The sequence below is a fragment of the Mesorhizobium sp. M7A.F.Ca.CA.002.04.1.1 genome (genome assembly GCF_004022805.1).
In the GTDB taxonomy this organism is placed as follows: Bacteria; Pseudomonadota; Alphaproteobacteria; order Rhizobiales; family Rhizobiaceae; genus Mesorhizobium; species Mesorhizobium ciceri.
In genome coordinates this window covers 1-13,909 of record NZ_RZPL01000062.1, presented here as the reverse complement: position 1 = coordinate 13,909, position 13,909 = coordinate 1, and the positions used below count along the sequence as shown (strand labels likewise).

At 62.9% G+C, this 13,909-nt stretch carries 12 protein-coding genes; 4 read left to right on the top strand and 8 right to left on the bottom strand.

All coding sequences use genetic code 11. From position 1 onward, the window contains the following. From ENZ75_RS05555 to ENZ75_RS05545, 3 genes are all read right to left on the bottom strand, one after another. The coding region (locus tag ENZ75_RS05555; protein ID WP_128277949.1) for a PAS domain S-box protein at nt 1-903 on the bottom strand (903 nt) is incomplete at its 3' end. Nucleotides 904-1,037: 134 nt separating this feature from the next. After that, the gene (locus tag ENZ75_RS05550) at nt 1,038-1,676 is read right to left on the bottom strand and encodes an NrsF family protein (protein WP_013529421.1); all 639 of its coding nucleotides are present in this window, start codon (nt 1,674-1,676) and stop codon (nt 1,038-1,040) included. A gap of 1 nt (nt 1,677) precedes the next feature. Continuing rightward, on the bottom strand, nt 1,678-2,229 hold the full coding sequence (locus ENZ75_RS05545; protein WP_013529420.1) for a sigma-70 family RNA polymerase sigma factor: 552 nt from the start codon (nt 2,227-2,229) through the stop codon (nt 1,678-1,680). 261 nt (nt 2,230-2,490) lie between these two features. Here ENZ75_RS05545 and ENZ75_RS05540 point away from each other — a divergent pair, with 261 nt between their 5' ends. The 3 genes from ENZ75_RS05540 to ENZ75_RS05530 all read left to right on the top strand — a co-directional run bounded on the left by ENZ75_RS05540 (nt 2,491) and on the right by ENZ75_RS05530 (nt 6,332). Further along, complete coding sequence (locus ENZ75_RS05540; protein WP_013529419.1) at nt 2,491-3,498, top strand: iron ABC transporter substrate-binding protein; 1,008 nt, start codon at nt 2,491-2,493, stop codon at nt 3,496-3,498. 174 nt (nt 3,499-3,672) lie between these two features. Further along, entirely contained in the window at nt 3,673-5,253 is a 1,581-nt protein-coding gene (locus ENZ75_RS05535; RefSeq protein ID WP_063170345.1) for an iron ABC transporter permease, read from the top strand. Next, nucleotides 5,250-6,332, top strand: coding sequence for an ABC transporter ATP-binding protein (locus ENZ75_RS05530; protein WP_013529417.1), 1,083 nt, complete (start codon nt 5,250-5,252; stop codon nt 6,330-6,332). Before ENZ75_RS05535 ends, ENZ75_RS05530 begins: the two co-directional genes overlap by 4 nt. Before the next feature lie 36 nt (nt 6,333-6,368). On the opposite strand, the gene ENZ75_RS05525 is transcribed toward ENZ75_RS05530, so the two are convergent. The 4 genes from ENZ75_RS05525 to ugpB all read right to left on the bottom strand — a co-directional run bounded on the left by ENZ75_RS05525 (nt 6,369) and on the right by ugpB (nt 10,684). Further along, a complete protein-coding gene (locus ENZ75_RS05525) occupies nt 6,369-7,430 on the bottom strand; it encodes a sn-glycerol-3-phosphate import ATP-binding protein UgpC (protein WP_024503776.1) in 1,062 nt (353 codons plus the stop codon). Nucleotides 7,431-7,437: 7 nt separating this feature from the next. After that, complete coding sequence (gene ugpE, locus ENZ75_RS05520; protein WP_013529415.1) at nt 7,438-8,286, bottom strand: sn-glycerol-3-phosphate ABC transporter permease UgpE; 849 nt, start codon at nt 8,284-8,286, stop codon at nt 7,438-7,440. Nucleotides 8,287-8,295: 9 nt separating this feature from the next. Then, nucleotides 8,296-9,216, bottom strand: a complete 921-nt coding sequence (gene ugpA / locus ENZ75_RS05515; protein ID WP_050580468.1) for a sn-glycerol-3-phosphate ABC transporter permease UgpA — start codon at nt 9,214-9,216, stop codon at nt 8,296-8,298. A 157-nt stretch (nt 9,217-9,373) separates the two neighbouring features. After that, a complete protein-coding gene (gene ugpB / locus ENZ75_RS05510; RefSeq protein WP_013529413.1) occupies nt 9,374-10,684 on the bottom strand; it encodes a sn-glycerol-3-phosphate ABC transporter substrate-binding protein UgpB in 1,311 nt (436 codons plus the stop codon). A gap of 361 nt (nt 10,685-11,045) precedes the next feature. Here ugpB and ENZ75_RS05505 point away from each other — a divergent pair, with 361 nt between their 5' ends. After that, a complete protein-coding gene (locus ENZ75_RS05505; RefSeq protein ID WP_063169084.1) occupies nt 11,046-13,478 on the top strand; it encodes an EAL domain-containing protein in 2,433 nt (810 codons plus the stop codon). Nucleotide 13,479: 1 nt separating this feature from the next. Here ENZ75_RS05505 and ENZ75_RS05500 read toward each other — a convergent pair. Then, nucleotides 13,480-13,909: TlpA disulfide reductase family protein (locus ENZ75_RS05500; protein WP_164887738.1), on the bottom strand; the 430-nt coding region annotated here is incomplete at its 5' end.

The following is a 13,909-nucleotide window of genomic DNA, read 5'->3' as shown; positions in this document are numbered from 1 at the left end:
CTTGTGGCGCATCCTGAACTCGGCCTCAAAGAACGGTGTCTTGCCCTCGAGATGAGCGCGATCCGCTTCGGCGACAGTCTCGCGATCATCAGGATGGATCATCGTCAGCCAGCGGTCGGTGTCGCCATCGAGCTCGCCATCCGCATAGCCCAGCATCTTGACCCAGGTCGAGGAATAGGTCGTGCCGCCCTTGCGCATGTCGAGGTCCCAGACGCCCTGGCCGGCGCCGGCGAGCGCGAAATTCCAACGCGTTTCCGCTTCGGCAATGCGCGCCTCGGCCTGCTTGCGAGCGTCGATGTTCTCGATTTGCGAGACGAGATAGAGCGGGCGGCCGCTGGTCTCATCGCGAATGACCGAACCGGCAAGATGGGCCCAGACGGGCGTTCCGTCCTTGCGGAGATAGCGCTTCTCGAAATGGAAGGAATTGACCGTGCCCGCCTTCAGATCGTCCATCGTCTCCCGCCCGATCTGCTGGTCGTCGGGATGCGTGATCTGGAAGAAAGTCAGCGTCTCGATCTCTTCGCTTGTGTAGCCAAGCATGGCCGCGAAGGCCGGATTGGTCTGGCGGATGCGCCCATCGAGACCGACAACGACGATACCGATCGCTGAATCCTCCATGGCGCGGCGGAAGCGCAGCTCGCTCTCGGCGATCTGTTGGCGATCCATGCTGATCCTGCGGGTGGACAGGGCGGCGAGGAACAGCGCGCCCGCCGCCACTGCCATCGCGATCTGCAGGCAGAGTTTCAAGGCTTCGGTGCCCAGGTCCAGGCGCGACAGCAGGATCGAGGCCGCCAGCACGCCCAGGCCGGCGACGAGCAACGCCAGCCCTGCACGCCCAAGAGATTCTCGGCTGGTCAATCCTCGCCGCATCACGATACGTGCCACCCCCGTGCGCAAACGCATGTTCTCGCCTCAACCTTGGCGGATCGATTTTAAGGAAAGGTTGCGTCAGGCATTCCGGTGCCATCGCTAACCGGCAAACAATTGCCGGCATGATTAAGGATCGGTATGCGCGAGCGGGCGAGCGTGGCGCAACGCTACCAGCGCACGAAAAACCGTCCGCCGAGCGCGCCAAGCAATGCGAGCGCTGCAATGGCTATCGTGTACCAGGTGGCGACGAAAAGCGGCGAATCGTCGAAGCAGTGGGCGGCATAGAAGGTTGCCGCCAGCCCGCCGGCGAGCAGGCCTGCCACCGCACCGGCAAGCACCGGCCGTGTCGGCGCCCCGTAGCGCAGCATCCACAGGAAGATGGCAAGCGGACCGAGGCCGATCAGCGGGATGAAAGCCATGCAGATCATCATGTTGGAGCCGACCATTTTGGTTCCCCACAGCGCCTCCGGCACCATGAAAAGCTCCAGAACCACCGCCACGGCTACCAGCACTGGCGCCGCAGCCATCCCAACCATCGCCCGGCCCGTCGACGCACCCGGTGTCGACAAGGCGCGGATCAGGGCGAAGGCGCTGACGGCAAGCACGATGGTGAAAACGAATTTGGAAAGGAAGCGCATCGTGTGCGCGGCCGCCATGAAATCCGGGCGTGGGCCGATGGTCAGCAGGAAAACGACGGCCGCGATCACCGCTGCCGCACCGGCGGCCAGCCACCAGGCCGATTGCAGCGGCATCGCCTTGCTGGTTGCATCGGCGTCCAGCGCCTTGATGAGATCGTCCGTTCTCATGTCATTCCCGCCCGAACCGCCCCTGCCCGAATCGCTTGGCTATCGCGGCAAGTCCGCGATGCAGCGACACCCGCACCGCCGTCTCACTGATGCCGAACTTTGCCGCCGTCTCGCCGATGGACCGCCCTTCCACCGACACGGCCGAGACCACGGAGCGCTGAGCCGGCGACAGACCGTCCAATGCACGGTTGATGTCGCGCTCGCTGACGGTCTCGGTTTCCGGCTCGGCGAACGTCTCGGCGATATCGTCGACGTCGATCTCGATGCGCCGTCCGCGCCGCCTGAACGCATCGATCAGCTTGAAGCGGGCAATCGCATAGACCCACGGCAACACCGGCGCATCCTGACGCCAGGTATGCCGTTTCACATGAATGGCCAGCAAGGTTTCCTGCACGACATCCTCGGGATCGACCCCGCCCTGCACGATCTTGCGCCTGGCAAAACCGCGAACCAGCGCGGCAATCCGGTGCAGAAAGTCGGCGTAAGCCCTTTCATCTCCCGCGATCGCGGCCCGCATCAGCCGGGAAAGTTCGGCCTCGTCCTTGCCGCTCACAAGAGTTCACTCCCCGATTTTCGCGTCTCGGCGCTGATTTGTTACGTGGCCGGCGAAATAATGTCCAAGCCAAACTGTCGGCAAATCACGAAAGTTTGCGGCACCGCCGAACCGTGAGCATCACGCGGAATTGTCCGTTCGGCACCGACCTTTGCACGTCAGCGACCGATTGACGCACATCAACAATGTTGACTATAGCTGTCATGTATCGATAGGTGCAGCCGTGACAGACCCAGGACCCCCGAAATCGAGGACAATGCCATGAAATACGCTCTTTCCACCCTCGCCGGCGCCGCCGCGCTGGCAATCAGCCTCATCGCCGGTCCGGCAAAGGCGGAAGAGGATGGCATCATTGTCTACAACGCCCAGCACGAAAGCCTGACCAAGGCGTGGGCCGAAGGCTTCACCAAGGAAACAGGCATCAAGGTCACCGTGCGCAATGGCGGCGACAGCGATTTCTCCAACCAGATCGTCGCCGAGGGCGCTGCTTCGCCCGCAGACGTCTTCCTGACCGAAAACTCACCGGCCATGGCGCTGGTCGAAAGCGCCGGCCTGTTCGCGCCGGTCGACGCGGACACGCTGGCGCAGGTTCCCCAGGACTATCAGCCGGCCAGCGGCAAATGGGTCGGCGTTGCCGCGCGCAGCACGGTCTTTGCCTATAACAAGACCAAGCTGACTGCCGACCAGTTGCCCAAGTCGATGCTGGACCTCGCCGATCCGAGCTGGAAAGGCCGTTGGGCCGCCTCCCCCTCGGGCGCCGATTTCCAGGCCATCGTCAGCGCCCTGCTCCAGCTCAAAGGTGAAGCCGCTACCGCCGACTGGCTGAAGGCGATGAAAACCAATTTCACCGCCTACAAGGGCAACAGCACGGTGATGAAGGCGGTCAATGCCGGCGAGATCGAAGGCGGCGTGATCTATCACTATTACTATTTCGGCGATCAGGCCAAGACCGGCGAAAACAGCAAGAATGTCGCGCTGCACTATTTCAAGAACCAGGATCCGGGCGCCTTCGTCTCGATCTCCGGCGGCGGTGTGCTGGCTTCGAGCAAGCATCCGAAGGAAGCCCAGGCGTTCCTGAAATGGCTGACAGGCAAAGGCGGTCAGGACGTGCTGAAAACCGGCGATTCCTTCGAGTACGCGGTCGGCAAGGGTGCGGACTCCAACCCGAAGCTGGTGCCGCTCGCCGATCTGCAGGCGCCGAAGGTCGATGCCACGACGCTGAACTCCAAGAAGGTCACCGATCTGATGACGGCAGCCGGCTTGCTTTAGTTGCCATTCGTCCTAAAAGGACACCCGACCACGCTCCCGCGGGAATTCGCCTTCCGCGGGAGTGATTTTGTTTTTCGAGATGGCATTCGTCGATGACGACACGCTGTGTTCCCGACCGCGATCGCGGTCTTTCAATTGCTGCCGCTGGACGGCAACGGCACGGCGTCTGACCTGATGCAGTCCGCGGTCGATCTCGCGCATTCGGGCCTGCCTTCGGGCACAGGCCGAAGGGCTCGGCGACGCGCACCGCTTTGGCTGGTCCTCGCCGCCATCTTCGTTGCGCTGCTGGCGCTGGTGCCGCTTGCCTTCATCATCTGGATCGCGGTGCAGACCGGCTGGGAAACAGTCTCGGCACTGGTCTTCCGGCCGCGTGTCGGCGAGCTTCTGGTCAACACTGTCCTGCTGGTCGCGCTCTCGGTGCCGATCACCATCGTGCTGTCGGTTTCGCTGGCCTGGTTGACCGAGCGCAGCGACCTGCCGGGCGCCCGGCTCTGGGCCTGGCTGTGCGTGGCGCCGCTCGCCATCCCGGCTTTTGTGCACAGCTATGCCTGGGTCACCATGGTGCCGGGACTGCACGGCCTGTGGGCCGGCGTGCTGGTTTCCGTGATCGCCTATTTCCCGTTCCTGTATCTGCCGGTGTCGGCGGCGTTGCGCCGTCTCGATCCCGCCCTGGAAGACGCCGCCGCCGCACTCGGCCTGGGGCCCCGGCGCGTGTTCTGGCGGGTCGTGCTGCCGCAATTGCGGCTCGCCATCTGCGGCGGCTCGCTGCTGGTCGGCCTGCATCTGCTGGCCGAGTACGGCCTCTATGTCTTCATCCGCTTCGACACCTTCACCACGGCGATCGTCGACCAGTTCCAGTCGACCTTCAATGGACCGGCCGCCAACATGCTGGCCGGCGTGCTGGTCAGCTGCTGCTTCGTGCTGCTCGGCCTCGAAGTGCTGGTGCGCGGCGAGGAGCGCTATGCCCGTGTCGGCTCCGGCGCGGCGCGCCATCAGCAACGCACAAGCCTCGGACGCGCCACCCTGCCTAGCCTGCTCTTGCTTGTCGTCATCACGCTTTTGGCGCTCGGCGTGCCGTTCGTCACCATTGGCGGCTGGCTTGCCGCCGGCGGCGCCGCTGTCTGGCGCTTGGACGAGATCGGCCTGGCGCTTGGCCAGACGCTGTTCCTGGCGCTCGCCGGCGCGTTGCTCGCCACCGTCGCCGCCATGCCGATGGCCTGGATCTCGATCCGCGCGCCGGGGCCATTGCAGCGTCTTCTGGAGGGCTGCAACTACATCGTCGGCTCGCTGCCCGGGGTCGTCATCGCACTGGCGCTGGTCACCATCACCGTACGCATCGCGCTGCCGCTCTACCAGACCTTGTTCACCATCCTGGTTGCCTATGCGCTGATGTTCCTGCCGCGCGCGCTGGTCAGCCTGCGGGCATCGATCGCGCAGGCGCCGGTCGAACTCGAACGCGCCGCTTCCAGCCTCGGCCGGCCGCCGCTGCAGGCGCTGTGGTCGACGACGATCCGCCTGTCGGCGCCGGGTGCCGCGGCCGGCATGGCCCTGGTGGCGCTCGGCATCATGAACGAACTGACCGCCACCCAGATGCTGGCACCGAACGGCACCCGCACGCTGGCGATGGCTTTCTGGTCCTACAGTGGCGAGATTGATTATGCCTCGGCGGCACCCTACGCCTTCATCATGGTGGTGATGTCGCTGCCCTTGACCTGGCTGCTCTATGTCCAGTCGAAACGGATGGCCGGACGATGAGCTTTCTCGAAATCAGCGGCCTGCACAAGCAATACGGCCCGGTGGCGGCCCTTGCCGGCGTCGACCTCAGCGTCGCCAGCGGCAGCCGCACGGCGATCGTCGGTCCTTCCGGTTGCGGCAAGACGACCCTGCTGCGGCTGATTGCCGGCTTCGAGGCTCCGGACCAGGGCCACATCACGCTCGACGGTGCCATATTGGCCAACGGCGGCGCTGCGGTGCCGGCATATCGCCGAGGCATCGGTGTGGTGGCGCAGGATGGTGCCCTGTTTCCGCATCTGACCATTGGCGACAATATCGGTTTCGGCATGGGCCGCGGCGAGGACAAGCGCGCTGAGCGCATCGTCGAGCTCGCCTATATCGTCGGGCTCGACAAGGCGATCCTCAAACGCCGCCCGCACGAGCTTTCCGGCGGCCAGCAGCAGCGTGTGGCGCTGGCCCGGGCCATGGCGATGAAGCCCAGGCTGATGCTTCTCGACGAGCCGTTCTCGGCGCTCGATACCGGCCTGCGCGCCTCGATGCGCAAGGCGGTGGCCGAACTTCTGGAGGCCGCCGGCATCACCACCATCCTGGTGACGCACGACCAGGCCGAAGCGCTGTCCTTCGCCAGCCAGGTCGCGGTGATGCGCGACGGCAAGTTCTCGCAAATCGGCACGCCGCGCGAGCTCTATCTCAAGCCGAAGGACAGGATGATCGCCGAATTCCTCGGCGACGCCATCATCCTGCCGGCCAAGATATCAAATGGCTTCGCCAACTCGCCGCTCGGCCGCATCGCGGTCGACACCCATGACAGCCGCGATATCGCCCGCATCATGCTTCGCCCGGAGCAGATCGCGCTGAAGAGAACGTCGCGCGAGGGTATGTCCGGCACCTCGGACATGCTGTTCGGCGAGGTGACGGAATCCGAATTCGCCGGCTCGATGTGCACGGTCGCGGTGCGGCTCTTGAACAATGCCGATCCGCCCGATGCGGCAGCGATCGGCAACACGCCGCTGGTCCTGCGCAAACCGGGCATGGACGCGCCGGCGGTCGGCGAGATCGTCCGGCTGACTGTATCGGGAAAGGCGCATGTCTTCGCCTGAACGCCGCGTGGGTGGAGCGTAGGCATATCTTTCTGATTAGCCGACGCGCTTTCCGGCCTGATCGAACCAGTGCAGCTTTTCTGCCTTGGCAACCACGCGCAATTGGTTGCCAACCGTGGCGGTGGCGCGACCCGCGACCCGCACGACGATCCTGCTGCCACCTGCAGCGCAGTGAAGGAAACTTTCGGCGCCTACCGGTTCGACTGCCTCGACCAGCGCCGGCAGGATGAGCGCGCCGGACGGTGCCTCGGACCCGAAGGTGACGTCGGCATCCTCGGGGCGGAAGCCGAGCGTGACGGCGTTCGCAGGCGCAAATTCAATCGTCTTGCCATCAGCCAGCGCCGGACCAGCCGGCCCTTGCGAAAGGGGCAGGAGATTCATCGGCGGCGCGCCAATGAAGGAAGCGACGAAGGTCGAGGCCGGCCTTTCGTAGACGTCGAGCGGCGCCCCCATTTGTTCGACCAGTCCGGCATTCATGACGACGAGGATGTCGGCCAACGTCATCGCCTCGAGCTGGTCATGTGTGACATAGACCGACGTGACGCCAAGCGAGCGCTGCAGGTTCTTTATCTCGACGCGCATCTGGCCACGCAATTTGGCATCGAGATTGGAAAGCGGCTCGTCGAAAAGGAAAACCCTCGGATTGCGCACAATGGCACGACCCATGGCGACACGCTGGCGCTGGCCGCCGGAAAGCTCGCGCGGGCGGCGGTCGAGCAGCGCCGAAAGTTCCAGTATTTTCGCCGTCGCGCGGACCCGGCTGTCGATCTCATCTTTCGGCGTGCCGCGGTTGCGCAGCCCATAGGCCATGTTGTCGTAGACTTTCATATGCGGATAGAGCGCGTAGTTCTGGAACACCATGGCGATGTCACGCTCGGTCGGACCGGTTGAATTTACGATCTTGCCGTCGATCGCAACTGTTCCCGAGGAGATGGTTTCAAGCCCGGCGATCATTCTGAGCAGCGTGGACTTGCCGCAACCCGACGGGCCGACCAGCACGCAAAGCTCCTTGTCGGGAACCGCGATTGAAACGCCCTTCACGGCCTCGAAACCGCTGGGGTAGACCTTCTTCACATCCTTCAGATCGACGGTCGCCATCAGCTTCTCACTTTTCGGAATCGACCAGGCCGCGAACGAACCAGCGTTGCATCAGCACCACGACCAGGATCGGCGGCACGATGGCCAGCATCGCTGTAACCATGACCAGGTGCCATTGCGTATCGGCATCGGCGAAGGAGACCATCTTTCTGAGCGCGATGACGATCGTGTTCATGTTGCTGCTGTTGGTGACGAGCAACGGCCACAGATACTGTGTCCAGCCATAAATGAAGAGGATGACGAACAGCGCCGCGATATTTGTCCGCGACAGCGGCAACAGGATATCGAAGAAGAAGCGCCACGGCCCCGCACCGTCGACCCGCGCCGCCTCAACCAATTCGCCAGGAATCGTCATGAAGAACTGGCGGAACAGCAGCGTGGCGGTGGCCGAGGCGATCAGCGGGATGATCAGGCCCGCATAAGTGTCGATCATGCCGAGATCGACCATCACCTTGTAGGTTGGCAGGATGCGCACCTCGACGGGGAGCATCAGGGTGATGAAGATCAGCCAGAAGAAGGTCATGCGCAGCGGAAAGCGGAAGAACACGATCGCATAGGCAGACAGGATCGAGATGAATATCTTTCCCACCGCGATGCCGAGCGCCATGATCGTCGTGTTGAGCAGCAGCCTGCCGACGCTGACGCCGCCGATGCGGCCGACACCGCCGAACAATGCCTCGCTGTAATTGTTCCAGAACTGATCGCCGGGCAGGAGCGGCAATGGCGGCCTGAGGATCGTTTGCAGCGTCTGCGTCGAGGCAACGAACGTGTAGTAGATCGGGAAGGCGACGATCAATATGCCGAGGATCAGCATGGCGTGGGCGATGACGGTGCGGAGCGGTGACTGGCCGATCATCGCTCGCCCTCAGCCGTAATGGACTTTGCGTTCCACATAGCGGAACTGGATGGCGGTGAGCGAGATGACGATGATCATCAGGATGACCGACTGCGCCGCCGAGTCACCGAGGATCAGATTGACGAAGCCGTCATTGTAGACCTTGTAGACCAGCGTCTCAGTCGTCTTGCCCGGACCGCCCCCGGTGACGGCATGGACGATGCCGAACGTGTCGAACAGGGCATAGACGGTGTTGACGACCAGCAGGAAGAAGGTCGTCGGCGCAAGCAGCGGGAAGACGATGGTCCAGAATCGCTTGGTCTCGCCGGCGCCGTCCATGGCCGCCGCCTCGATCAAGGCTTTCGGCACCGCCTGCAGGCCGGCGACGAAGAACAGGAAATTGTAGCTGATCTGCTTCCAGGCAGCGGCGGACACCAGCAGGATCATGGCGTGGGTGCCATTGAGCAGTGGATCCCAGGCGATGCCGAAACTCCTCAGCATGTAGGCCAGCGACCCGATCGAAGGGTTGAAGAGGAATAGCCACAGCATACCGGCAATCGCCGGCGCCACCGCGTAGGGCCAGATCAAGAGCGTGCGGTAGAGACCTTTGCCGCGCACCACCTTCTCTGCCATGACCGCCAGCAGGAGCGCCACGCACATGGCGACGATAGCGGTCGCAAGGGAAAACACCACCGTGACCTTGATCGAGTTCAGGTAGGCCGGATCGGCAAGCACTTTCCTGAAATTGGCGAACCAGACGAACTTGGTCCTCAGCCCGAACGGATCCTGCCTGAGCATGGATTGGTAGAACGCCTGACCGGCCGGCCAGTAGAAAAAAACGAGCGTGATGGCCAGTTGCGGCGCCACAAGCAGGTAGGGAAGGACCTTGTTGGGGAACACGACGCGAGGGGTCACGGAGCCACTCCGAGGTGATGAGGCGGGGGGCACCATGCGGCACCCCTCTCCGCCAAGATGGCTTTGATGAGCGTTTCGGACTGGGCATCATCGACCATTGGCGAAATCGCAAGGCACGGCAAAACTCCCCTCACGAGGGGAGATGCCCGGCGGGACAGATGGGTGCGCCGTAGAGCAAGGACCTGCGCTCGCTCTAATTCCCCAGCGCTTCCTTGATCGCGGCATTGCCACGCGTAACCGCATTGTCGAGCGCCTGCTGCGCGGTCTGCTGGCCGGCGAGCATCTTCTCGAACTCCTCGTTCTGGATATCGCGCACCTGCGGCAGATTCGGCAGACGTACGCCCTTGGAATTGTCGGTCGGCGTCTTACCCGTCATCTGCAGGATCGGGGTCTCGCGGCCGACATTCTTGTCATAGAAACCGGACTTCTTGGTCGCTTCATAAGCCGCCAGCGTTACCGGCAGATAACCCGACTTCTGGTGCAGGTATTCTTGCACCTCGGTCTTCGACAGGTAGGCGAAGAAGGCCGCGACGCCCTTGTATTCCTCATCGGATTTGTCCGCGAAAACCCACAGGCTGGCGCCACCCGGCGTCGTGTTCTGCGGCGCACCCTTGGCGTCGCTGTCATACGGCAATTGGCCAATGCCGTAATTCATGCCGGACTTGACGATATCGCCAAGTCCGCCGGACGATTCGGTCATGATCCCGCATTCGCCCGCAAGGAAGATCTGCTTGGCTTCGGAGGTGCGGCCGCCATATTTGAAGGTGCCGTCCTTGGCGAGGTCCGCCAGCGCCTGGAAATGGTTGACGAAAATCGGCGCGTTGATCTTGAGCTCGACATCGCCGCCGGCCAGACCGTTCTGCTGGGTGGCCCATGACACGTCATTCCAGGCCGCGAAATTCTCCAGATGTATCCAGGTCAGCCAGGTCGAGGTGTAGCCGCAGGCGGCCGCGCCGCTCGCCTTGATCTTCTTGGCGTCTTCCCACACTTCATTCCAGGTCTTGGGTGGGCTATCGACGTCGAGACCAGCCTTCTTGAAGATATCCTTGTTGTAATAAAGGATCGGCGAGGAGGAGTTGTAGGGGAAGGAGAGCATGGTGCCGTCCGGCTTCGAATAATAGCCGACTATGCCTGGCAGATACTGGCTCTTGTCGAAGGTCATTCCAGCGCTGGTCAACACATCGGCTGCGGGCTTGATGGCACCTTCGGCCGCCATCATCACGCCGGTGCCGACGTCGAACACCTGGATGATGTCTGGCGCCTGGCCCGCGCGGTAGGCGGCAATGCCGGCATTCAGCGTCTCGGGATACGTGCCTTTGAACACCGGAACGAGCTCATAGTCGCTCTGGCTGGCATTGAAATCTTTGGAGATCTTGTCGACGACTTCGGCATTGGCGCCAGTCATGGCGTGCCACCAACTGATCTGCGTGACGGCAAAAGCGGAGGTTGAGGAAAGCGTCATAAAGGTAGCGGCAACACCGGCCGCGAAGCCGAAGGACTTCATGTTTCATCTCCCGTTTGTCATTGGCGAAAGGGGGCACTCCCGCGAAGGCAATATGTGTCGCTCATGACAATCAGACAACGGTTTTGTTGCAGATCGACGAACTTCACCCTTTACCTGACGCAACGCTCGTCTCCGCTTGGAGGCATGGGAAGCGATGCGGTTAGCCGGCTTAGCGCGACGACAAGCGCGCCAGGAACCACCGTCGGGACCGTCAAGCTGGCTTTCGGCGTGTCAGCCCTGATTGCAGCCGCAGCAACCCGAAGAGACACGCCAAGGTTGCAGCCGACTTTATCGATCCCTCAACGGCAACGCGCTACTCAATCCTGCTGCCCTGTTTATTTCCAAAGCTCAGGTGAAATAAATGCTGACGGTCTACAATTGTATCGTCAACGAACATGATCTGAGACTGGTCGCACTCGCCGCGTTGATCTGCGGAATTTCCTGCTTCTCTGCTGTCAACCTGCTTCAGCACATAAGCCGTTCCACAGATCGGAACCGGCTTGCCTGGCTGATGATCGCGGCCACTTCGACCGGCTTTGGCATCTGGGCAACGCACTTCATCGCCATGCTCGCATTCACACCGGGCATACCCAGTGCCTATGATCCGGCACTCTCCGTGCTTTCGCTCGCTGCTTCGGTCACTTTGACGGCAGCCGGCATGTGGATCGCCACCTTGCGGGATGAGTTCGACTATCATCTCGTCGGCGGCGCCGTGCTGGGCGGCGGTATCGCAGCCATGCACTACATCGGCATGGCGGCGTTCGAGGTTCAGGGCCGTATCGAGTGGAACCTGTTGCTTGTCGCCGTTTCCCTGCTGGCCGGCGTAACGCTCGCGGCGCTGGCGCTGCGTGTCGTGCAGCGCCGCCCCTCCTTGAAGGCGACATCCGGCGGCGCGGTGCTGCTGACGCTGGCGATCTGCACCCTGCATTTCATCGGGATGGGTGCCGTCTCGATCTTCCCCGATCCCTCGATCGTCATATCCGAATACACGATCGAGCCGACCTCGCAGGCTTTCGCGGCCGCCGCCGCCACACTGGTGATCCTGGTTCTGTCGGCATCGGCGCTGTGGATCGATTTGCGCTTCCGTCGCCAGAAGCTCGAGGTCGACCGCATGCACGGCCTGGCCAATGCCGCCGTGGAGGGGCTGATCGTCTGCGACGGCAACCGCATCATCAGTGCCAATGACAGCATTGCGGCACTGACGGGCAAAGCAACAGCGACCCTGAACGGAATGCAGCTTGGCGATCTCTTCGGATCCGATATCTCGGGCTTCGGCGAACAGCCGCAGGAGGCCGAATTGAGCGGTCGCGATGGCACGAGCATTCCTGTCGAGCTGATCGCCAGGAGCATCGACTACTGTGGCAAACCGCACAACGTGGTCGCGGTCCGCGACATTCGCGAGCGCAAGAAGGCGGAACAGGAGATCCTGCGGCTTGCCCATTTCGATCCATTGACCGGACTGGCCAATCGCCGCAGCTTTTCCGGCCGGCTGGAGACGGAAATCGCTGCGATGGTCCGGACCAGGAAAGGCGGCCAGCTTGCGCTTCTGCTGCTTGATCTCGACCGGTTCAAGGAGGTCAACGACCTGTATGGGCACGGCGCAGGCGACGCCATGCTGCAGAAGGTTGCGCAGTGCGCGACCGGTATCCTTCGTCCAGGGCAGATGGTGGCGCGGCTGGGCGGCGATGAGTTCGCCATCATCGCGCCGAACCTGGCCGACCCGTTGGAGGCGGGCCGTATCGCCAACGCGGTGCTGACCGCCATGCGCGAGGAAAACCGGCTCTCGGTCGGCGGCGGCCTTGTGTCGGCAAGCATCGGCATTGCGCTGTATCCGTCGGATGCCGAAAACCAGGCCAGCCTGATAAGCCACGCCGATACGGCACTCTACCGGGCCAAGACCGAAGGCAAGGACACTTACCGTTATTTCGAAGCATCGATGGGGGCCGAGGCCCGCGACAAGCGCGTCATGGAGCACGAACTGCGCCAGGCGGTCGCACGCCAGGAGTTCTATCTCGTCTACCAGCCGCAGAAAGAGATCAGCAGCGGAAAGATGGTCGGCTTCGAAGCGTTGGTCCGCTGGCGGCATCCGACTCGCGGCGACGTGTCGCCGGCCATATTCATCCCGGTGGCCGAAGACAGCGGCGCCATTGGCCAGATTGGCGAATGGGTGCTGACGGCTGCCTGCGAGGAAGCCGCCCGCTGGGAAAATCCGCTGACAGTGGCCGTCAACGTTTCGGCGGTGCAGCTCCACAACACGAATTTCAGCCGCAAGGTCCACGAAACATTGCTGAATTCCGGCCTGGCGCCCGGCAGGCTCGAGCTTGAGATCACCGAGACGGCGCTTGTCAAGGACATGCCGCGGGCGCTGGCCACCTTGCGGCAGGTCAAGGCGCTGGGCGTGCGCGTGGCCATGGACGATTTTGGAACCGGCTATTCCTCGCTCTCCAACCTCCGCGCCTTCCCCTTCGACAAGATCAAGATCGATGGCTCCTTCATCAAGTCGGTCGACAAGAACGGCCAGGTCGCGGCGATCGTGCGCGCCGTCCTGGGACTTGGACGTGGTCTCGGCCTGCCGGTTCTGGCGGAGGGGGTCGAGACGCTCGGCGAACTGAAATTCCTGGACGCCGAAGCCTGCGAGATCGGCCAGGGCTATTATATCGGCAGGCCAGCTCTCATCGAAGAATTCGGCGAGCTGACCGGTGTCGTCGCACCCGCTGTCGGCAGCAAACCCGCTACCTTGCGCGACAGAAGCGTTCTGGCCTTCGCACCGGCACCTGCGCTAGCCACACGCTAGACTAGAGGCTCTCGGGCTTGAGTGCCGTCTCGACCAGCCGCCTGGCGTCCGGCCCCGACCATTCGGCCGGGCCGTTCATATGGGCGATCAGGCAGCCCTCGCCGTCGACCAGCATGGTGACAGGAAGGCCTAGCGCCAGGCCGCGCTTCTTGAGGTCGTTGAACAGCGCCATCGTCGAATCCCGGTAATAGCCAAGCGTCGCGACGCCGGTATCGCTGAGGAACTTCTTCGGCTTCACATCGTCGCCGGCATCGACATTGACGGCGATCACTTGAAAGGCGTCGCTGCCCTTTTCCTTCTGCAGCGCATCGAGCGCCGGCATTTCGGCACGGCACGGGGCGCACCATGTCGCCCACAGATTGAGCAGCACCGTCTGGCCGGCATGATCGGCAATCGTCATCGGCGTGCCGGCCGGACCGTTGAAGGCAAGG